This window comes from Burkholderia sp. AU15512, assembly GCF_002223325.1.
GTDB lineage: Bacteria > Pseudomonadota > Gammaproteobacteria > Burkholderiales > Burkholderiaceae > Burkholderia.
The window spans coordinates 2,050,244-2,070,825 of the sequence record NZ_NKEX01000003.1 but is presented as its reverse complement, the minus strand read 5'-3'; the positions used below and the strand labels follow the sequence as shown (position 1 = coordinate 2,070,825).

Below are 20,582 nucleotides of genomic sequence, written 5' to 3'. Positions count from 1 at the left end.
CATGACGGCGCTCCACCCGGCGCCGGCGATTGCGACGATGATCCGCGCAGCGGATCTCGTCGCGTCGCCCTGGAAGAACGGCGGCGGCGTGACGCGCGAGATCGGCGCGTTTCCGCCGGGCGCCGCGCTCGACGCGTTCGCGTGGCGCGTGAGCGTCGCCGACGTCGGCACGGCCGGGCCGTTCTCGCGTTTCGACGGGATCGACCGCACGCTGGTGCTGCTGTCCGGCGCGGGCATGACGCTCGCGGAGGCCGGCGGCGCCCGCCACGCGCTCGACGCACCGCTGGCCCGCGCGGATTTCGCGGGGGAAGCGGCGATCGACGCCACGCTGCACGACGGCGCGACGCGCGACTTCAACCTGATGACGCGCCGTTCGGCCGCGCGCGGCGCGCTCGACGTATGGCGCGCGGGCGCGCACCGCATCGAGCATGCCGATACCGTGCTGCTGTATTGCGCGGCCGGCGCAGCCGCGGTCGAAATCGACGGCACACGCTACACCCTGGAAGAAATGGACACGCTGCGGCTCGACGGGCCGCGGCGTGCGTTTGACGTCGTCGTGAGCGGTAGCGGCGCGTTGCTCGCCGTGTCGCTCGCCATCGGCGAACGAGACTGAACGCATGAAACCGACTGTCTGGCATCACCTGAGGCTGTGTCCGCACGGCCATCCTGACGAGACGATCGACGACGCGGCGATCGCCGTCGACGAAACCGGCACGATCGTCTGGCTCGGCGCGATGTCCGCGCTGCCGCACGGTTACGCCCACTGGCAGCGCGAGGATCTGCACGGCGCGTGGGTGACGCCGGGCCTCGTCGACTGCCATACGCACCTCGTGTACGGCGGCACGCGTGCCGACGAATTCGCGCAGCGCCTCGCGGGCGTGAGCTACGAGGAAATCGCGCGGCAGGGCGGCGGGATCGTGTCGACGGTGCGCGCGACGCGCGCGGCCGACGAGACGGCGCTGTTCGTGCAGGCTGCAGCACGCCTGCAGCCGCTGCTCGCCGAAGGCGTGACCGCGATCGAGATCAAGTCGGGCTACGGGCTCGACCTCGCGAGCGAACGCAAGATGCTGCGCGTTGCTCGCCAGCTCGGCGAACGCTTTCCGGTCAGCGTCTACACGACCTTCCTCGGCGCGCACGCGCTGCCGCCCGAATATGCGGGCCGTGCGGATGCGTACATCGACGAAGTGTGCGACCGGATGCTGCCGGCGCTGGCCGACGAAGGGCTCGTCGACGCGGTCGACGTGTTCTGCGAACGCATCGGCTTTTCGCTCGCGCAGACCGAGCGCGTGTTCGAGGCCGCGACGCGGCGCGGGCTGCCCGTGAAGCTGCATGCGGAGCAGCTGTCGAATGCGGGCGGCACGGCGCTGGCCGCGCGTTATCGCGCGCTGTCCGCCGATCACCTCGAATTTCTCGACGAAGCCGGCATCGAGGCGATGAAGGCAGCCGGCACGGTTGCCGTGCTGCTGCCCGGCGCGTACTACTTCATCCGCGAGACGCAACTGCCGCCGATCGAGCTGCTGCGCAAGCACGGCGTGCCGATCGCGCTCGCGACCGATCACAACCCCGGCACGTCGCCGCTCGAATCGCTGCTGCTGACGTTGAACATGGGCTGCACGCTGTTCCGCATGACGGTGCCCGAAGTGCTGCAGGGCGTCACGCGCCATGCGGCCGCGGCGCTCGGCCGCGCGGATCGCCACGGCGCGCTCGAGGTCGGTCGCCAGGCCGACTTCGCCGCGTGGTCGGTCGGCTCGCTGGCGGAGCTCGCCTACTGGATCGGCCGGCCGCTGTGCGAGCAGGTCGTACGCGGCGGCACGACCGTGTTTCGCCGGATGAATGGATAGCCTCATGACCGACACCACGTTGTTCGCAGACCATGCGTACCTGCCCGATGGCTGGCGCCGTAACGTCCTGCTGCGCTGGGACGCGGCCGGCACGCTGACCGGCGTGACGCCCGACACCGACGCACCCGCGGGCGTCGCTCGCGCGGCCGGGCCGGTGCTGCCCGGCATGCCGAACCTGCACTCGCACGCGTTCCAGCGCGCGATGGCGGGGCTCACCGAATATCGCGCGAATCCGTCCGACAGCTTCTGGAGCTGGCGCGACCTGATGTACCGCTTCGCGCTGAAGATCACGCCCGACGCGCTCGCCGCGATCGCGCGCTGGCTGTATGTCGAGATGCTCAAGTGCGGCTACACGTCGGTGTGCGAATTCCACTACGTGCATCACACGCAGGACGGCTCGCGCTATCCGCAGATCGCCGAGCTCGGCACGCGCGTGATCGACGCCGCGCGCGCGGCCGGCATCGGCATCACGATGCTGCCGGTGTCGTACCAGTTCGCGGGTTTCGGCGACAAGCCGCCGCGTGACGACCAGCGCCGCTTCATCAATACGCCTGACGGCCTGCTCGAACTGCTCGACGCGATGCGCCGCGTGGCGCCGGAGCACGGCGGGCTGCGCTACGGCGTTGCACCGCACTCGCTGCGGGCGGTATCCGAAAACGGCTTGCGCGTATTGCTCGCAGGGCTGCCCGACGATGCCCCCGTGCATATCCATATCGCCGAGCAGACGGCCGAAGTCGACGACTGCGTGCGTGCGTACGGCGCGCGCCCCGTGCAATGGCTGCTCGATCGCTTCGACGTCGATGCGCGCTGGTGTCTCGTGCACGCGACGCACGTCGACGCGGCCGAAACGGCGGCGCTCGCGAAGCGTCGCGCGGTCGCCGGCCTGTGCCTGACGACCGAAGCGAACCTCGGCGACGGCGTGTTCCCCGCTGTCGACTATCTCGCGCAGGGCGGCGTGATCGGCGTCGGCTCCGACAGCCACGCATCGGTCGACTGGCGCTCCGAGCTGCGCCTGCTCGAATACGGCCAACGGCTCGTGCACCGCGCGCGCAACGTGCTGGCGAGCGAGTCGCAGGCGCATGTCGCCGATCGCCTGTTCGATGCGTCGCTCGCCGGTGGCGCGCAGGCCAGCGGGCGGCGCGTCGGTGCGCTGCGTGAAGGGTGCCGCGCCGACTGGCTCGTGCTCGATCCCGATCATCCGGCGATCGCCGAACACGACAGCACGTCGTGGTTGTCGGGTATCGTGTTCGCGGAGCACGGCGACACGCCGGTGCTCGACGTCTACACGGGCGGCGAGCGCGTCGTGAGCGGCCGCCGTCATCGCGACGAAGCCGTCGCGTATGCCGACTACCGCGCCGCGCTGGCGCAACTGCTGCGCTGACGCGCGCAACCGGCGCACGCCGCAAGCGTGCGCCGGCAGACCTCCAACGGTGATGCGACATGACTGAACAACCGGCTGTATTCACGCTGAAGCAGGGCACGCTGCCGCTGCTGATCTCGATTCCGCACGCAGGCACGTACGTTCCCGACGACATCGCCGCGACGATGACGGCCGACGCGCGCTTCGTCGACGATTGCGACTGGCATCTCGAGCGCCTGTACGGGTTCGCGGCCGGCCTCGGCGCATCGATCCTCGTACCGTCGCATGCGCGTTACGTCGTCGACCTGAACCGTCCGCCCGACAACGAGAACCTGTACCCGGGGCAGGACACGACGGGGCTCGTGCCGGTCGATACGTTCGACAAGGCGCCGCTGTATCCGGCGAACGCGCTGCCCGACAACGACGAGATCATGCGTCGCCGCGATCGCTACTGGCTGCCGTATCACGAGGCGCTGCAAGGCGAGGTCGCGCGACTGAAGCGCGAGCACGGCCGCGTGCTCGTGTGGGAAGCGCATTCGATCCGCTCGCACGTGCCGCGCTTCTTCGACGGCCGCCTGCCCGACTTCAACTTCGGCACGTCGAGCGGCGCGAGTGCCGCGCCGGGCCTGGCCGAGGCGCTGGCCGCGCGCGTGCTCGAACAGGGCGGCTATACGGCGGTCGCGAACGGGCGCTTCAAGGGCGGCTACATCACGCGTCACTACGGCGTGCCCGCTACCGGCGTCGAGGCCGTGCAGCTCGAGCTCTCGCAGATCACCTACATGGAAGAGACGCGTCCTTACGCGTATGACGAAGCACGTGCGGCGCGGATCGTGCCGCTATTGCAGACGCTCGTCGAAACCGCGCTCGCGCATCGTTGAACGCGGGCCGCACGGATGCGGCAGCGCGGCGGAACAGGTGCGTCACGGCCCGCCGGCGCACAGCATGCCGCACCGATGCAGTGCACAACACGGCATCGATCCACGGGATCGATGCCGTTTTTTTCGTAGGGCTTTCGTCTGTTCGATGTCGTCATCGGCACCTGAAAATTTGACGCAATTTTTAGGTGATATAAGCTGAATGTCAGGAAGTCGTCACGCGCGCACCGGCGGCGGGGCCATCGATCGTGGCCGCACCGCGCCGGAATGCGCGGCGAGACACCTTGCCGACGTGTCGCCGCGCGGCATTGCCGCATGCGCTTGATCGCGACACGTGTCCTGCCTTCATCCGTCAGTCGAGTACGATCGTGAAAGCCGCCAGCCCTTCGATACGCCGGACGCGAAGTCCGTCGGCGGGCGCGCCGCCTCAGGCCGGGCCGTCCCGGCATGCTGATCGCGGCACGTGTGCCGCCTTTTTACGCGAGCCTCGTTTCTTCGCCCTTTCCCATCGCGGCCTGCGCCGCTTCAATCTCGTGTCCGCGCATGTGTTCAGCGCGGTGCAGTGCGACGGCAGCGCATCGTTGTTGCCCTAGCGTCGTTTTCCGTTTCCGTTCCGGGTCGCACCGCCTGTTGCCGCATCGTCCGCGCGGCAGGATCGCGCATGGACATGCGCCGCGTCATGGTGCGCGCGTGCGGCGCCGGCGCGAACCTTCAACGTCCCGCGTGCGAACGAGTCGCGCGCGATTACCGGAGAGCCGCCCATGCATGCGCGCCCGATCGTAGCCGTCACCGCCGACCGCATCCTGCGCGGTGTGCATCCGAACCATACGGCGGGGGAGAAGTACCTGGCCGCGCTCGTCGACGGCGCCGGTGCGCTTGCGTTCGTGCTGCCCGCGCTCGGCGCGCGCCAGCCGGCCGACGCGATCGTCGCGGCAGTCGACGGGTTGCTGTTCACCGGCAGCTATTCGAACGTCGAGCCGCATCATTACGGCGGCGCCGCGAGCGCGCCCGACACGCTGCATGACCCCGCGCGCGATGCGACCGCGCTGCCGCTGATCCGTGCGGCGATCGACGCGGGCGTGCCCGTGCTGGCGATCTGTCGCGGCATGCAGGAGCTGAACGTCGCTTACGGCGGCACGTTGCATCAGCGGCTGCACGCGACGACCGGCTTCGACGATCACCGCGAGCGGCCCGCCGATCCGCTCGAACGGCAGTACGGCCCGGCGCACGTCGTGCGGTTCGCGCCGGGCGGCCTGCTGCAGCGGGTCGCGCGCGGCGCGCACGAAGCGACGGTCAATTCGCTGCACGACCAGGGCATCGCGCAACTCGGCGCGGGGCTCGTCGTCGAAGCCAGTGCGCCCGACGGACTGATCGAGGCCGTCAGCGTGCGCGGCGCGCGCGCGTTCGCGCTCGGCGTGCAGTGGCATCCCGAATGGCGCTACGCGGAGCAGCCGCTGTCGCGCGACATCTTCGCGGCATTCGGCGCGGCGTGCCGCGCGCGCATGACGCATCGCATTCATGCGGCCGGCGGCGCGATGCCGTCGCCGGCCGCATCCGACGTCGACTGATAGAGGCCGATCATGCAACCCGAACTGAGCGAATTCCTGCGACAGCACCGCATCACCGAGGTCGAGGCGATCATTCCCGACATGGCCGGCATTGCGCGCGGCAAGATCATTCCGCGCAACAAGTTCGAATCCGGCGAATCGATGCGCCTGCCGCAGGCCGTGATGGTGCAGACCGTCACCGGCGACTATCCGGAGGACGGCACGCTCACCGGCGTGACCGACCCCGACATGGTGTGCGTGCCCGATCCGTCGACGATCTGCCTGATTCCGTGGGCCGTCGACCCGACCGCGCAAGTGATCCACGACTGCGTGCACTTCGACGGCTCGCCGGTCGAGATCTCGCCGCGCTATGTGCTGCGACGCGTGCTCGACCTGTACAAGGCGAAGGGCTGGCAGCCGGTCGTTGCACCCGAGCTCGAGTTCTATCTCGTCGACATGAACGCCGATCCCGACTTGCCGCTGCGTCCGCCCGTCGGCCGCACCGGGCGTGCGGAGACCGGCCGGCAGTCGTATTCGATCGAGGCCGTGAACGAGTTCGATTCGCTGTTCGAGGACATCTACGAATACTGCGAGATGCAGGGGCTCGATATCGAGACGCTGATTCACGAGGTCGGTGCCGCGCAGATGGAAATCAACTTCGTGCATGGCGATGCGCTGTCGCTTGCCGACCAGGTGTTCCTGTTCAAGCGCACCGTGCGCGAGGCGGCGCTGCGCCACAACATGTACGCGACCTTCATGGCCAAGCCGATGCAGGACGAGCCGGGCTCGGCGATGCACATCCACCAGAGCCTGGCCGACGCGCGCACGGGGCGCAACCTGTTCTCCAACGAGGACGGTACGGTGTCGCCGATGTTCCACAGCTATCTCGCGGGGCTGCAGAAGTACACGCCCGCACTGATGCCGATCTTCGCGCCGTACATCAACTCGTATCGCCGCCTGTCGCGCTTCATGGCCGCGCCGATCAACGTGCAGTGGGGCTACGACAACCGCACGGTCGGTTTCCGCATTCCGCAGTCAGGCGCGTCGGCGCGCCGCATCGAGAACCGGATCCCCGGCGTCGACTGCAATCCGTACCTCGCGTTCGCCGCGACGCTCGCGGCCGGCTATCTCGGCTTGACCCAGCAACTCGCGCCGACCGAGCCGATCGCGTCGGACGGCTACAACCTGCCGTACCAGCTGCCGCGCAATCTCGAGGAGGGCATCTCGCTGATGGCGGCCTGCACGCCGCTGGCCGGCATTCTCGGCGACAAGTTCGTGAAAGCGTACCTGGCGCTGAAGGACACCGAATACGAAGCGTTCTTCCGCGTGATCAGCTCGTGGGAGCGCAGGCATTTGCTGCTGCACGTCTGAGCGTGCGGCACGGTTTTCCGGAGGAAACATGACCGATAGAAATGACGCTGTATCGCCGCAATCGACCGCGGATTATCGTGCGCTCGACGCCGCGCACCACATCCACCCGTTCTCCGACATGGGTGCGCTGAACCGCGCGGGCAGCCGCGTGATCGTGAAGGCCGACGGCGTCTACCTGTGGGACTCGGACGGCAACAAGGTGATCGACGGGATGGCCGGCCTCTGGTGCGTGAACGTCGGCTACGGCCGCAAGGAACTCGCCGACGCCGCGTATCGCCAGATCCAGGAACTGCCGTTCTACAACACGTTCTTCAAGACCACGCATCCGCCGGTGATCGAGCTCTCCGCGATGCTCGCGGAAGTCACGCCGGCCGGCTTCAACCACTTCTTCTATTGCAACAGCGGTTCGGAAGGCAACGACACCGTGCTGCGCCTCGTGCACCAGTACTGGCGCGTGCAGGGTCAGCCGCAGAAGAAGTATGTGATCTCGCGTAAGAACGGCTATCACGGCTCGACGATCGCCGGCGGCACGCTCGGCGGGATGGGCTACATGCACGAGCAGATGCCGTCGAAGGTCGAGCACATCGTGCACATCGACCAGCCGTATTTCTTCGGCGAAGCAGCGGCCGGCGAAACGCCGGAAGCATTCGGCCTGGCGCGCGCGCAGCAGCTCGAAGCGAAGATCCTCGAACTCGGCGCGGAGAACGTCGCGGCGTTCATCGGCGAGCCGTTCCAGGGCGCGGGCGGCGTGATCTTCCCGCCGTCGACGTACTGGCCGGAAATCCAGCGGATCTGCCGCAAGTACGACATCCTGCTGGTGGCCGACGAAGTGATCGGCGGCTTCGGCCGCACCGGCGAATGGTTCGCACACCAACACTTCGGTTTCGAACCCGACCTCATCACGATGGCCAAGGGCCTCACGTCGGGCTACGTGCCGATGGGGGCCGTCGGCATTCACGAACGCGTGGCGCGACCGATCATCGACAACGGCGAATTCAACCACGGCCTCACGTACTCGGGCCATCCGGTGGCGGCGGCCGTCGCGGTCGCGAACCTGAAGCTGCTGCGCGACGAAGGGATCGTCGAGCGCGTGAAGAACGATATCGGGCCGTATTTCCAGCGCCGGCTGCGCGATGCGCTGGGCGACCATCCGATCGTCGGGGAGATTGCGGGAGCAGGGCTGGTCGCGGGCGTTCAGCTTGCGCGCGACCGGGAGCGGCGTGAGCGGTTCGGTGCGAACGTCGATATCGGCACGATCTGCCGTGACTTCTGCTTCAACGGCAACCTGATCATGCGTGCGACCGGCGACCGGATGCTGCTGTCGCCGCCGCTCGTGATTCGCGAAGCGGAGGTCGACGAGATCGTCGACAAGGCAAAGCGCGCGTTCGATGCAACGGCGGAGCGGGTGGCGCGCGCGGGGTAAGTAAGCCGGCGCAGCATCGCGTGCTGCGCCGAGGAGCAAGCGCGACGCCAAAACGAAAGCCAAAACGAAAAGGCCCTGCGTCGTGAGACGCAGGGCCTTGAATTCTTTGGTGGGCGGTACTGGGATCGAACCAGTGACCCCTGCCGTGTGAAGGCAGTGCTCTACCGCTGAGCTAACCGCCCAAAGAAGCTGAAATTATGTCAGGGCTTTGAGGGTCTGTAAAGCACTTTCTGCAAATATTTTTCAGATACCCACGCATACCTGCCAACCGGCCGTGCGCTCAGCCCGCGAGCGCGGGCAGCGCGTCGATCGACGCGCGCACGTAATCCGCGAAGCGCAGCGCAACCGGCTCGATGGTGCCGCTGCGCTTCAGCGCGAGCGTGCGCGATTCGAGCGACGCATCCTTCAGCGGCCGGAACGCGAGCCGCTCGCTCTTTACCTGCTGCAGCACGCGCGGCACGAGCGCGATACCCATCCCGAACTCGATCATCGACAGGATCGTCTGCCACAGCCGTGCCTCGTGGCGGATCAGTGGACTGAAGCCGGCATTCACGCACTGCGCGATGATCAGGTCGTGGTAGTGCGGCGCCGCTTCGCGCGGGAACAGGATGAACGGTTCCGCGGCCAGCGCGGCGAGCGCGACCTGCTTGCGCTTTGCGAGCGGATGCGCGGCCGGCAGGCAGCACACGAACGGTTCCGCATAAACGGGCGTCGATTCGACCTCGGGCGGGAAGTGGCCCCAGTGCGCGTAGCCGAGATCGATCTGGCCGCGCTGGATCGCCTGCACCTGCGCCTGCGTGTTCATTTCGCTCAGCACGACTTCGACGCCGGGATAGTCGGCCTCGAAGCGTCGCACGGCATCGGGCAGCCCGCGATACAGCATCGAATGAACGAAGCCGATCCGCAGCCGGCCCGCGAGCCCCGACGCGGAGCGCACCGTCAGGCGTTCGGCCTCGGCCGCCTGCAGCAGCAGCCGGCGCGCTTCGCCGAGCAGCACCTCGCCCGCGTTGGTCAGCGCGACGGTCTTGTTGGTGCGCGAGAACAACTGCACGCCGAGCGCATCCTCGAACTTGCGGATGTCGAAACTCAGCGCCGGCTGCGAGATGAACAGGCGCTTCGCCGCGCGCCCGAAATGCAGCTCCTCGGCGACCGCCACGAAGTAGCGCAACTGCCTCAGTTCCATGGTGTCTCCTCGCGGCGTCGGCATCGATAAGCGATATCTATCGTACCGGATAAATCCTGTATTGGACGCTTATCGATCGCACGCCTACGCTCCGCGGAAGGCTTTGCACGGGACTGGCCGGGCGCCGCGGCGCCCGGCCCAGCCGACGTGCAGGCAACCCAGGAGACGCACGCATGCACGACACCGCTCGCACGCCGGACACCGGCGCATCCAATATCCCCGACAGCCGGGGCATCAATTTCTTCACCATCGATCCCGATCTCGGCGCGTTGCTGAAGCTGCATCTCGGCGAGGCCCGCTATGCCGAGCTCGAGCCGCAACTGCGCGCGCTCGGCGCACGCGTGTCGGGCGAACTCGACGAATGGGCGTCGCGCGCGGACAAGCACCCGCCCGTGCTCGAGCATCGCAACCGGCGCGGCGAGGCCGTGCAGCGGATCGACAAGGATCCCGCGTATGTCGCGCTCGAACGCGTCGCGTATGCCGAGCTCGGGCTTGCGTCGCTGAGCCACGGGGCCGAATCGGTGCCGCCGCTCGTCAAGTACGCGCTGACGTTCCTGTTCGTGCAGGCGGAATTCGGGCTGTGCTGCCCGGTCAGCATGACCGATTCGCTGACGCGCACGCTGCGCCGTTTCGGCGATCCGGCGCTCGTCGCGCGTTACCTGCCGATGCTCGCGTCACGCGATTTCGACACGCTGTACCAGGGCGCGATGTTCATGACCGAACAGGCGGCGGGCTCCGACGTCGGCCGGATCGCGACGCGGGCGACGCCCGAGACCGGCGCGCACGGCGAGACCGTCTGGCGCCTGACCGGCGACAAATGGTTCTGCTCGAACGCGGATGCCGAACTCGCGATGGTGCTCGCGCGGCCCGACGGCGCGCCGGATGGCATCAAGGGCCTGGCGCTGTTCCTGCTGCCGAAGACGCTGCCGGACGGCACGCGCAACCGCTACCGGATCGTGCGCCTGAAGGACAAGCTCGGCAGCCGTTCGATGGCGAGCGGCGAGATCGCGCTCGAAGGCGCGCAGGCGTACCTGATCGGCGAGATCGGCCGCGGCTTTCACCAGATGGCCGACATGATCAACATGTCGCGGCTGTCGAACGGCGTGCGCGCGGCGGGGCTGATGCGGCGCGCGCTGAACGAGGCGCTGCACGTCGCCGCGCACCGCGAGGCCTTCGGCCGCAAGCTGATCGAGATGCCGCTGATGCAGCGCCAGTTGCTGAAGATGCTGCTGCCGGCCGAGGCCGCGCGCGCGATGTTCATGCAGATCGCGCTGCTGCTGCCGCAGGCCGATGCGGGCGACGAGCAGACCGCGCGCTGCGTGCGGATCCTGACGCCGCTGATCAAGTTCCGCGCGTGCCGCGATGCGCGGCGCGTGACGGGTGACGCGATGGAAGTGCGCGGCGGCACCGGCTACATCGAGGAGTGGAGCGACGCGCGCATCGTGCGCGATGCGCATCTCGGCTCGATCTGGGAGGGCACGAGCAACATCGTCGCGCTCGACGTCGCGCGGGCCGCGCAGCGCGAGCACGCGCTCGATGCGCTGCGCGCGTTCCTCGGCGACCGCCTCGGCGCGGCGCCGCTGCCCGATGCGAGCCGCGCGGCGCTGCGGCGCATCCTCGCGCGCGCCTGCGACGCGCTCGCGCGGGTCGCTGACGAAGGTGACGACGCGCGCGTGCGGCAGGCCGCGTCCGCGCTGTACTACGCGAGCGCGGCCGTGCTGATGGCGTGCGAGGGCGTGCGGCTCGCGCCGGATTTCCGGCGGCTCGCGCTCGCGCATCTGGTCGTGCGCCACAAGCTGCTGCCGGTCGATCCGCTCGCGCCGGCATCGCGCGACGACGAATCGGCCGCGTACGACGCACTGCTGCGCGGTACGCCGATCCCGCTCGATACCGCGCTCGACCTGCTGCCGGAGGTCGAACGATGAGCACGACGCGTGGTGCACTGGACGGCCTGAAGGTCGTCGACCTGAGCCGCGTGCTCGGCGGCCCGTACTGCACGCAGGCGCTCGCCGACCACGGGGCGACGGTGGTCAAGATCGAGCCGCCGGACGGCGACGAGACGCGCGGCTGGGGGCCGCCGTTCCTCGGCGATACCGCGTGGTATTTCATGGGCGTGAACCGCAACAAGGAAGGGCTCGCGCTCGACCTGTCGCGCGACGAGGGGCGCGCGATCCTGTGGCGCCTGCTTGAAGAGGCCGACGTGCTCGTCGAGAACTTCAAGCCCGGCACACTCGCGCGCTGGGGGATGGATTACGCGCGCGACCTGCAGCCGCGCTTCCCGCGCCTGATCCACTGCGCGGTGACGGGCTTCGGCGAAGGCGGCCCGCTCGGCGGGCTGCCCGGCTACGACGCGGTGATCCAGGCGATGGCGGGGTTGATGAGCGTCAACGGCGAGCGCGACGGCGACGCCACGCGCATCGGTCTGCCGATCGTCGACATGGTCACGGGCCTCAACGCGCTGGCCGGCATCCTGCTGGCGCTCGCCGAGCGCGAGAAGAGCGGGCGCGGGCAGTCGATCGACATCGCGCTGTACGACTGCGGCGTGTCGCTGCTGCATCCGCACCTGCCGAACTTCTTCGGCTCGGGGCGCGTGCCGGCGCGCAGCGGCAACGCGCACCCGAACATCGCGCCGTATGACAGCTACCGTACGGCGACCGCGCCGATCTTCCTCGCGATCGGCAACGACCGGCAATTCGCGCGGCTCGTCGCGCATCTCGGCGTGCCGGCGCTCGCCGGCGATCCGCGTTTCGTCGACAACCGCAGCCGCTGCGCACACCGTCCCGAGCTGAAGGCCGAACTGGAAGCACGGCTCGCCGAGCACGCCTGCGAGCCGCTCGCACGCGACCTGATGGCGGCCGGCGTGCCGTGCGGGCCGGTGCGCACGGTGGCCGACGTCGCGCACGATCCGCATGCGCTGCACCGGAACCTGTTCGTCGAGATCGGTGCGTATCGCGGCACGGCGTCGCCGGTGAAGCTGTCGCGCACGCCGGCCACCTATCGTTCGCCGCCGCCCGCACTCGGCGGCGACACGCGCGCGGTGCTCGAGCGCCTTGGCGTCGATCCCGCGCTCCAGCAGCAACTGCTCGACGCCGGCGTGCTGAAGATCGCACCCGACCAGACGTAACCGACCGACGTGCGCGCCGGTGAGCATGGCCGGCCGACGAAACGGAACGTCAAGCAACGGAACGTCAAGCAACGCAACGTCAAGCTACGCAACGTCAAGCAACGCCGCCGGCCGGCGGCGCGATGCCGGCCACCCGGGAAAGGCGCGCGACAGTCGCGCCCCCGACACACCAACATGGAGACATCGATGAGCCGCCAGCAATCCCCGACCGCCGCGCCGCAACTGCGGCCCGGCCGCACCGCCTTCGCGGCGTTCGTCGGCACCACGATCGAGTGGTACGACTTCTACATCTACGGCACGGCCGCTGCGCTCGTGTTCGGCAAGGTGTTCTTTGCGAGCACGATGGATCCCGGCGTCGCGACGCTGCTGGCGTTCGTCACGTTCTGGGCCGGCTTCGCCGCGCGGCCGCTCGGCGGCATCGTGTTCGGACATCTCGGCGATCGCGTCGGCCGCAAGACCGCGCTCGTGATCACGCTGGTGATGATGGGGCTGGCGACGACCGGCATCGGCCTGTTGCCCGGCTATGCGCAGATCGGCGTCTGGGCGCCGGCCGGCCTCGTCGTGCTGCGCGTGCTGCAGGGCATCGCGGTCGGCGGCGAGTGGGGCGGCGCGGTGCTGATCGCGAGCGAGAACGCGCCGAAGCATCGCAGCATCCTGTATGCGGCGTTCGCGCAGCAGGGCTCGCCCACCGGCAACCTGCTGGCCACGGCCGCGTTCTTCGCGCTGAGCGCGCTGCCCACCCCGTCGTTCCTGATGTGGGGCTGGCGCATTCCGTTCCTGCTGTCGGCCGTGCTCGTGATCATCGGCATGGTGATCCGGCTGAAGCTCGAAGAGTCGGCCGACATGCAGCGCGTGCTCGCGCGCAAGCGCACCGTGAAGCTGCCGCTGCGCGACGTCGTGCGCGATCACTGGGTCGTCGTGCTGCTCGCGGCCGGCACGCTGCCGGTGATCAACGTCACGTACTTCCGCAGCACGTTCGCGCTGTCGTGGGCGACCAAGGAACTCGGTTACGCGCAGGGCACGTTCCTCGGCATCCTGTCGATCTCGCTCGTCGTGCAGTTCCTGATGCAGCCGGTCGGCGCATGGTTCGTGTCGAAGGTCGACATGCGCCGCGCGATGTGCTGGATCCTGATTCCGGAAATCGTGCTGATGCCCGTGATGTTCCATGCGCTCGCGACGCGGTCGTACTGGGTGGCCGTCGCGGGCATGTGCATCTCGACGATTCCGTCGGCGATGTTCTATGGCGCGGTCGGCGGCGTGCTCGCGCGCGTGTTTCCGGCCAACATCCGCTACACGGGCCTGTCGCTTGCGTACCAGTTGAGCGCGCTCGTCGTCGGCGGCGGCACGCCGGTGCTCGCGCAGGCGATCCTCAATTCGACCGGCAGCATCGTCGGCGTCGCGGTCGCATCGGGGCTTTACGCGCTCGTGTCGCTCGTGTGCATGCTGGCGCTGCTGAATCGCACCGGGTATCGCGCGGACGAACTGTCGACGGCCGAACGCAGCGACGCGGCCGAATGGGGTATGGAAGGCGCCGCCGCCGACACCCCGGCCGGTGCGGTCCCGCCGCCGGACGATCGCGGCACGCTGAAGCCGGTGGGTTGAATCGGGCGGTCGGTGTGACCCAGCGGCCCGGCGGTATCGCAAGCACCGGCCGTGTCGCATCGGTTCGGGTGCGCCAAAAGCAAACGGCACCGTGCGATGACACGGTGCCGTTTGTCGTTTCCCGCGAGGCGACCAGCGCGGCCGGCCGTCGCGAATGATGCCGGTCAGCCTTCCGTCGGCGGCACGTAGCCGGACGCCTGATCCGCGCCGTCGCCGAAGAAGTACTTCTCGGTCTGCTTCATCAGGTACTGGCGCGCGCGCGGGTCGGCCATGTTCAGGCGGTTTTCGTTGATCAGCATCGTCTGCTGCTTCAGCCAGCCTTGCCACGCTTCCTTCGAGACGCTCTCGTAAATGCGCTTGCCGAGTTCGCCCGGCAGCGGCGGGAAATCGAGGCCTTCGGCTTCCTTGCCGAGCTTCGCGCATTGGATCATTCGAGCCATCGTGTACTTCTCCTGTAATCGGACTGGGGGAGGGCAGTCGTGCCTGCGCTCAGAGCTGTTTCATCAGCACGAGCGACTTGCGCTGCCAGTTATAGAGTTTGCGGCGGTCTTCCGGCAGGTCGTCGACGCTGACCTTGACGAAGCCGCGCTTGAGGAACCAGTGCTCGGTGCGCGTCGTGAGCACGAAGATATGCGTGAGGCCGCGCGCGCGGGCACGCTGCTCGATGCGCTTGAGCAGGCGTTCGCCGTCGCCCGAGCCCTGCGCTTCCGGCGCGACCGTCAGGCACGCCATCTCGCCGATCTTCTCCTGCTGGTACGGATACAGCGCCGCGCAGCCGAACAGCACGCCATCGTGCTCGATCACCGAGAAGTGGTCGATGTCGCGTTCGATCTGGTGGCGGCCGCGCCGCACCAGCGTGCCGTCCGACTCGAGCGGCTCGATCAGCGACAGGATGCCGCCGACGTCGTCCGGCGTCGCTTCGCGCAGGCTCTCGAGGTTCTCGTACGAGATCATCGTGCCGACGCCGTCGTGCAGGAACAGTTCGAGCAGCATGCTGCCGTCGAGCGATTGCGGGATCAGGTGCGCCCGGGTCACGCCGCCGCGGCACGCGCGGATCGAATGCTTCAGGAAGAATGCGTCGTCGCCCTGGACGTTGCCGGAATCGAGCAGCTCGGCGGCCGCGTCGAGCGACATTTCACGCACCAGCTCGCCTTCGTCGTCGACGATGCCGGGCGCTTCGGTCAGGAAGATGATCTTGTCGGCGCGCAGCGCGATCGCGGCGGCCGACGCGACATCTTCCATCGACAGGTTGAACGCTTCGCCGGTCGGCGAGAAGCCGAGCGGCGACAGCAGCACGAGCTTGCGGCTCGCGAGCGAATGACGGATCGATTCGGCGTCGATCTTGCGCACGATGCCCGTATGCGCGAAATCGACCCCGTCGAGAATCCCCACCGGCCGCGCGGTCACGAAGTTGCCCGACACGACGCTGATGTGTGCGTGCGCCATCGGCGAGTTCGGCAGACCCTGGCTGATCGCGGCCTCGATGTCGAGACGCACTTCACCGGCCGCTTCCTTCGCGGATTCGAGCGCGCGCGCATCGGTGATGCGCAGCCCGTGCGAAAACTCGGATTCGACACCGTGCAGGCTCAGCTGCTCCTCGACCTGCGGCCGCGAGCCGTGCACCAGCACGATCTGGATACCCATCGCCTGCAGCAGCGCGATGTCGGACACGAGCGCATTCAGCAGCCCCTGCTGCACCACCTCGCCGCCAAACCCCACGACGAACGTGCTGTTGCGGAACTTGTGGATATAGGGCGCGACGGAGCGCATCCAGTCGACGAACTGCGCGTGACTGGCGGCCGAGTCGTCGGCAACCGGCGGCGTCGTGGCGCCGGTCTGGGCGGGAGGGAGGTCGGTTTGGGAATTCATGGGCGGGATTATAATGCGCCCCCATGTCGAATGTACCTAAAAGTCCCGCGCCGACGCGGGCCAAAGCGCCGTCGGCCCGGCACCCAAATGGTGCGGCCGATGCACGCCAGCAGCAGGGCCAGCCGCCGCGCCGGCCGCAGGAACAGCAGGCGGGCAAACCGGCACACGGGCCGCGCGGGCCGCGTGGCGACGCATCGCGCGACGCGCGCCAGCCGGCCGCGAAGGATGCGTCCGCTGCGACGGGCGAGCGCGCGCCGCGCCGCGAGCGTCCGCCGCGCGCGGTCGTCGCGCCGAACCCGGTCCCGCCGATCACGTATCCCGAAAGCCTGCCCGTGTCGGGCAAGCGCGACGAAATCGCGCGCGCGATCGCCGGTCATCAGGTCGTCATCGTCTGCGGCGAAACCGGCTCCGGCAAGACCACGCAGTTGCCGAAGATCTGTCTCGATCTCGGCCGCGGCCTCGGCGCCGGCGGCACGGGCCTGATCGGCCATACGCAGCCGCGCCGCCTCGCCGCGTCGTCCACCGGCCGCCGGATCGCCGAGGAACTCGGCACGCCGTTCGGCGAAGTGGTCGGTTACAAGGTGCGCTTTACCGACAATCTCGCGCCGGGCGCGTCCGTGAAGCTGATGACGGACGGGATCCTGCTCGCCGAGACGCAGACCGACCCGTTGCTGAAGGCGTACGACACGCTGATCATCGACGAGGCACACGAGCGCAGCCTGAACATCGACTTCCTGCTCGGCTACCTGAAGGAAATCCTGCCGAGGCGGCCGGACCTGAAGCTGATCGTCACGTCCGCGACGATCGACGCCGATCGCTTCGCGCGCCATTTCGGCACCGACGCGCATCCCGCGCCCGTGATCGAGGTGAGCGGGCGGCTGTATCCGGTCGAGATGCGCTACCGGCCGGTGGCCGAGGATCGCCCGGCCGTCAAGCACGCCGAAGGCACGGGCGGCCGCGACCGCGTGAAGACCGCGCGCGAAGCCGAGCGCGACCTGATGGACGCGATCGTCGACGCGGTCGACGAGCTGTGCCGCGAAGGCCCCGGCGACGTGCTGGTGTTCCTGCCCGGCGAGCGCGAGATCCGCGAAGCGGCCGAGGCGCTGCGCAAGCACCATCCGCCGCACACCGAGATCCTGCCGCTGTTCGCGCGGCTCTCGGCGGCCGACCAGGACAAGGTGTTCAAGGCGTCGAACGCGCGCCGGATCGTGCTCGCGACCAACGTGGCCGAAACCTCGCTGACGGTGCCGGGCATCCGTTACGTGGTCGATACGGGCCTTGCGCGCGTGAAGCGCTATTCGTACCGGAACAAGGTCGAGCAGCTGCAGGTCGAGTCGATCTCGCAGGCGGCCGCGAACCAGCGCGCAGGCCGTTGCGGCCGCGTGGCCGACGGTGTCTGCATCCGCTTGTACGAGGAAAGCGACTACCAGGCGCGTGCGCGCTTCACCGATCCGGAAATCCTGCGCTCGTCGCTCGCGTCGGTGATCCTGCGGATGAAGTCGCTGCATCTCACCGCGATCGAATCGTTCCCGTTCCTGGAGCCGCCGCCCGGCCGCGCGATCGCGGACGGCTACCAACTGCTCAACGAACTCGGCGCGGTCGACGACGACAACGCGCTGACGCCGCTCGGCCGCGAACTCGCGCGGCTGCCGCTCGACCCGCGCGTCGGCCGGATGATTCTTGCCGCGCGCGACCAGCAGTCGCTGCGCGAAGTGCTGATCATTGCGAGCGCGCTGTCCGTGCAGGATCCGCGCGACCGTCCGATCGAAGCGCAGGAGCAGGCCGACCAGGCGCACCGCCGGTTCGCCGACGAGCGTTCCGAGTTCCTGCAGTGGCTGAAGATCTGGGCGTGGTTCGAAGAGGCGGTCGCGCACAAGAAGTCGAACCGCCAGCTGATCGACGCGTGCCGGCAGAACTTCCTGTCGCACCTGCGGCTGCGCGAGTGGCGCGACGTCCATTCGCAGTTGCTGACCGTCGTGCGCGAGCACGGCTGGCGGCTGAACGAAGTCGAGGCGACCTACGAACAGGTCCATCTGGCCCTGTTGACGGGCCTGCTCGGCAACCTCGGCCTGAAGGCCGACGACGATCCGCATTATCTCGGCGCGCGCGGGATCAAGTTCTACCTGTGGCCGGGCTCCGTGCTCGCGAAGAAGGCCGGCCGCTGGGTGATGGCGGCCGAACTCGTCGAGACGAGCCGGCTGTACGCGCGCTGCCTCGCGAAGATCGAGCCCGAATGGGTCGAGAAGATCGGCGCGCATTTGCTGAAGAAATCGCTGTCGGAGCCGCACTGGGAAAAGCGCCCGGCGCAGGTCAGCGCGTACGAGCGCGCGACGCTGTACGGGCTGCCGATCTACCACCGCCGGCGCGTCGCGTTCGGCAAGCAGGATCCGTCGAGGGCGCGCGAGCTGTTCATCCGCGGCGCGCTGGTCGAGGGCGAGTTCGACACGAAGCTCGCGTTCTTCGCGCACAACCGCAAGCTGCTCGCCGACATCGAGCAGCTCGAGCACAAGTCGCGCCGGCAGGACGTGCTGGTCGACGACGAGCTGATCTACGCGTACTACGACCAGGCGATTCCGGAAGGGATTCACACGGGCGCCGCGTTCGAGCGCTGGTATCGCGACGAGGTGAAGAAGGGCGGCCAGCCCGAGGACAAGCTGCGGCTGCTGTACCTGTCGCGCGACGACCTGATGCGCCACGAGGCGGCCGGCGTGACGACCGAGCTGTTCCCGAAGCGGGCGACGATGGCCGGCGTCGAGATGGCGCTCACGTATCACTTCGAGCCCGGCACGCCACGCGACGGCGTGACGCTCGCGGTGCCGCTGTATGCGCTGAACCAGGTCGACGCGCGCCGCTGCGAGTGGCTCGTGCCCGGGATGCTGAAGGAAAAGGTGCAACTGCTGCTGAAGTCGCTGCCGCAGAAGCTGCGCCGGCATTGCGTGCCGCTGCCCGAGTACGCGGCCGGCTTCGTCGAGCGGATGGGCCGCGAGCGCTTCGGCGCGGGCGGGCTCGTCGAGGCGCTGATCGCCGACGTGCGGGGTGAAACGCAAATCGCGATGAAAACGGCCGACTTCAAGCTGGAAACGCTCCCCGCGCACCTGTTCATGAACTTCAAGGTGATCGACGAGCACGGTCGCCAGCTCGCGATGGGGCGTAATCTCGCGCAGCTTCGTCAGGAGCTGGGCGCGCAGGCGCAGCAGCAGTTCCAGAAGATCGCGGCGGCGTCGACGATCGCGGCCGGCGGCGATGGCGACGCTGGCGAGCCGATCGGCCAGGCGCCTGCCACGGTCGCGACGACTGGCACCGCCGGTCGTGGCGCGAAGGCCGGCAAGGGCGCGGCGCCGCAGACGGCCGCGCCGGCGGAAGCCGGTGCGACCGCGCTGTACGAGAACCTGACGACGTGGAATTTCGGCAAGCTGCCCGAGCTGCTGGAGATCCGCCGGCGCGGCCAGACGCTGTACGGCTACCCGGCGCTCGTCGATCGCGGCACGCATTGCGACGTCGAGGTGTTCGATTCGCCGGAGGAGGCCGCGCGCATCCACCGGGCCGGCCTGCGGCGGCTGTTCGCGCTGCAGCTGAAGGAGCCGATCAAGTTCCTCGAGAAGAACCTGCCGGGCCTGCGCGAGATGGCGATGCAGTACATGTCGCTCGGCACGCAGGACGAGCTGCGCGACCAGCTGATCGACACGGCGCTCGACCGCGCGTGCCTGCAGGATCCGCTGCCCGACGACGACGCGAGCTTCCACGCGCGCCGCGACGAGGGCCGGAGCCGCCTGAACCTGCTCGCGCAGGAAATCGCGCGGCTGGTCGGGCAGATCCTGGCCGAATACGCGGGGCTCGTGAAGAAGCTCGCGCAGGCGAAGCCGTTCGCGCAGGCGCATGCGGACCTGCAGCAGCAGCTCGGCGCGTTGATCGGCAAACGCTTCGTGATCGATACGCCGTACGCGCAACTCGCGCACTTCCCGCGCTACCTGAAGGGCATCGCGCTGCGGATCGACAAGCTGAAAGCCGACCCGGCGCGCGACGCGAAGCAGTCGGCCGACCTGTTGCCGCTTGCCCAGCAGTACCAGCGCGCGGTGTCGCAGCGCGGCGGCGTCGCCGATGCGCGGCTCGCGGAATTCCGCTGGCTGCTCGAGGAACTGCGGATTTCGCTGTTCGCGCAGGAACTGCGCACGCCGATGCCTGTCTCTGTCAAGCGTCTGCACAAGGTCTGGGAGTCGATGCAGCGCTAGCGCAACATCGGTTTCCCGGGCCGGCACCGGCGGCCGGCCCCGGCCGGCCGCGCGGCGCCTGCCGCGCCGGCCGACCGGGCCGCCGCGGCGTGCGTCGAAGTGGCGCAATGCCGGCTTCGGTCAACCGGCCGGCCCGGTTGAACGTTTTACAATGACGG

General features: G+C 68.7%; 14 protein-coding genes and 1 tRNA gene. 11 read left to right on the top strand and 4 right to left on the bottom strand.

The annotated features are described in order from the left end of the window. Nucleotide 1: 1 nt before the first annotated feature. From CFB43_RS12215 to CFB43_RS12180, 7 genes are all read left to right on the top strand, one after another. Nucleotides 2-613 (top strand): HutD/Ves family protein, encoded by a 612-nt coding sequence (locus CFB43_RS12215; protein ID WP_089495184.1) that lies wholly within the window; start codon nucleotides 2-4, stop codon nucleotides 611-613. Nucleotides 614-617: 4 nt separating this feature from the next. Next, nucleotides 618-1,841 carry an imidazolonepropionase gene (hutI, locus tag CFB43_RS12210; RefSeq protein WP_089495183.1) on the top strand — a complete coding sequence of 408 codons (1,224 nt, stop codon included), beginning with the start codon at nucleotides 618-620 and terminating at the stop codon, nucleotides 1,839-1,841. Between the two features lie 4 nt (nucleotides 1,842-1,845). Continuing rightward, the gene (locus tag CFB43_RS12205) at nucleotides 1,846-3,222 is read left to right on the top strand and encodes a formimidoylglutamate deiminase (protein WP_089425796.1); all 1,377 of its coding nucleotides are present in this window, start codon (nucleotides 1,846-1,848) and stop codon (nucleotides 3,220-3,222) included. A gap of 59 nt (nucleotides 3,223-3,281) precedes the next feature. Next, a complete protein-coding gene (hutG, locus tag CFB43_RS12200; RefSeq protein ID WP_089495182.1) occupies nucleotides 3,282-4,079 on the top strand; it encodes an N-formylglutamate deformylase in 798 nt (265 codons plus the stop codon). A gap of 758 nt (nucleotides 4,080-4,837) precedes the next feature. Continuing rightward, complete coding sequence (locus CFB43_RS12190; protein ID WP_089495180.1) at nucleotides 4,838-5,644, top strand: gamma-glutamyl-gamma-aminobutyrate hydrolase family protein; 807 nt, start codon at nucleotides 4,838-4,840, stop codon at nucleotides 5,642-5,644. Between the two features lie 12 nt (nucleotides 5,645-5,656). Then, nucleotides 5,657-6,994, top strand: coding sequence for a glutamine synthetase family protein (locus tag CFB43_RS12185; protein ID WP_089431274.1), 1,338 nt, complete (start codon nucleotides 5,657-5,659; stop codon nucleotides 6,992-6,994). 28 nt (nucleotides 6,995-7,022) lie between these two features. Further along, nucleotides 7,023-8,417 (top strand): aspartate aminotransferase family protein, encoded by a 1,395-nt coding sequence (locus tag CFB43_RS12180; protein WP_089495179.1) that lies wholly within the window; start codon nucleotides 7,023-7,025, stop codon nucleotides 8,415-8,417. A 107-nt stretch (nucleotides 8,418-8,524) separates the two neighbouring features. Here CFB43_RS12180 and CFB43_RS12175 read toward each other — a convergent pair. Together CFB43_RS12175 and CFB43_RS12170 are read right to left on the bottom strand one after the other, a co-directional pair. Then, nucleotides 8,525-8,599 (bottom strand) — tRNA-Val (locus CFB43_RS12175). A gap of 98 nt (nucleotides 8,600-8,697) precedes the next feature. After that, a complete protein-coding gene (locus CFB43_RS12170) occupies nucleotides 8,698-9,600 on the bottom strand; it encodes a LysR family transcriptional regulator (protein ID WP_089495178.1) in 903 nt (300 codons plus the stop codon). Nucleotides 9,601-9,773: 173 nt separating this feature from the next. Between CFB43_RS12170 and CFB43_RS12165 the strand changes: the two genes are divergently transcribed. The 3 genes from CFB43_RS12165 to CFB43_RS12155 all read left to right on the top strand — a co-directional run bounded on the left by CFB43_RS12165 (nucleotide 9,774) and on the right by CFB43_RS12155 (nucleotide 14,326). Next, a complete protein-coding gene (locus CFB43_RS12165; RefSeq protein ID WP_089495177.1) occupies nucleotides 9,774-11,525 on the top strand; it encodes an acyl-CoA dehydrogenase family protein in 1,752 nt (583 codons plus the stop codon). Then, nucleotides 11,522-12,724, top strand: a complete 1,203-nt coding sequence (locus tag CFB43_RS12160) for a CaiB/BaiF CoA transferase family protein (protein WP_089495176.1) — start codon at nucleotides 11,522-11,524, stop codon at nucleotides 12,722-12,724. The genes CFB43_RS12165 and CFB43_RS12160 overlap by 4 nt, the downstream gene beginning before the upstream one ends. Nucleotides 12,725-12,910: 186 nt before the next feature. Further along, a complete protein-coding gene (locus CFB43_RS12155; protein WP_089495175.1) occupies nucleotides 12,911-14,326 on the top strand; it encodes an MFS transporter in 1,416 nt (471 codons plus the stop codon). A 164-nt stretch (nucleotides 14,327-14,490) separates the two neighbouring features. On the opposite strand, the gene CFB43_RS12150 is transcribed toward CFB43_RS12155, so the two are convergent. Then, nucleotides 14,491-14,766: an oxidative damage protection protein gene (locus CFB43_RS12150; RefSeq protein ID WP_006478357.1), complete on the bottom strand. Its 276-nt coding sequence runs from the start codon at nucleotides 14,764-14,766 to the stop codon at nucleotides 14,491-14,493. 49 nt (nucleotides 14,767-14,815) lie between these two features. Then, nucleotides 14,816-16,195 (bottom strand): amino-acid N-acetyltransferase, encoded by a 1,380-nt coding sequence (gene argA, locus CFB43_RS12145; RefSeq protein WP_089440565.1) that lies wholly within the window; start codon nucleotides 16,193-16,195, stop codon nucleotides 14,816-14,818. A gap of 23 nt (nucleotides 16,196-16,218) precedes the next feature. Between argA and hrpA the strand changes: the two genes are divergently transcribed. Further along, nucleotides 16,219-20,424, top strand: a complete 4,206-nt coding sequence (gene hrpA / locus CFB43_RS12140) for an ATP-dependent RNA helicase HrpA (RefSeq protein WP_089495174.1) — start codon at nucleotides 16,219-16,221, stop codon at nucleotides 20,422-20,424. Nucleotides 20,425-20,582 lie beyond the last annotated feature (158 nt).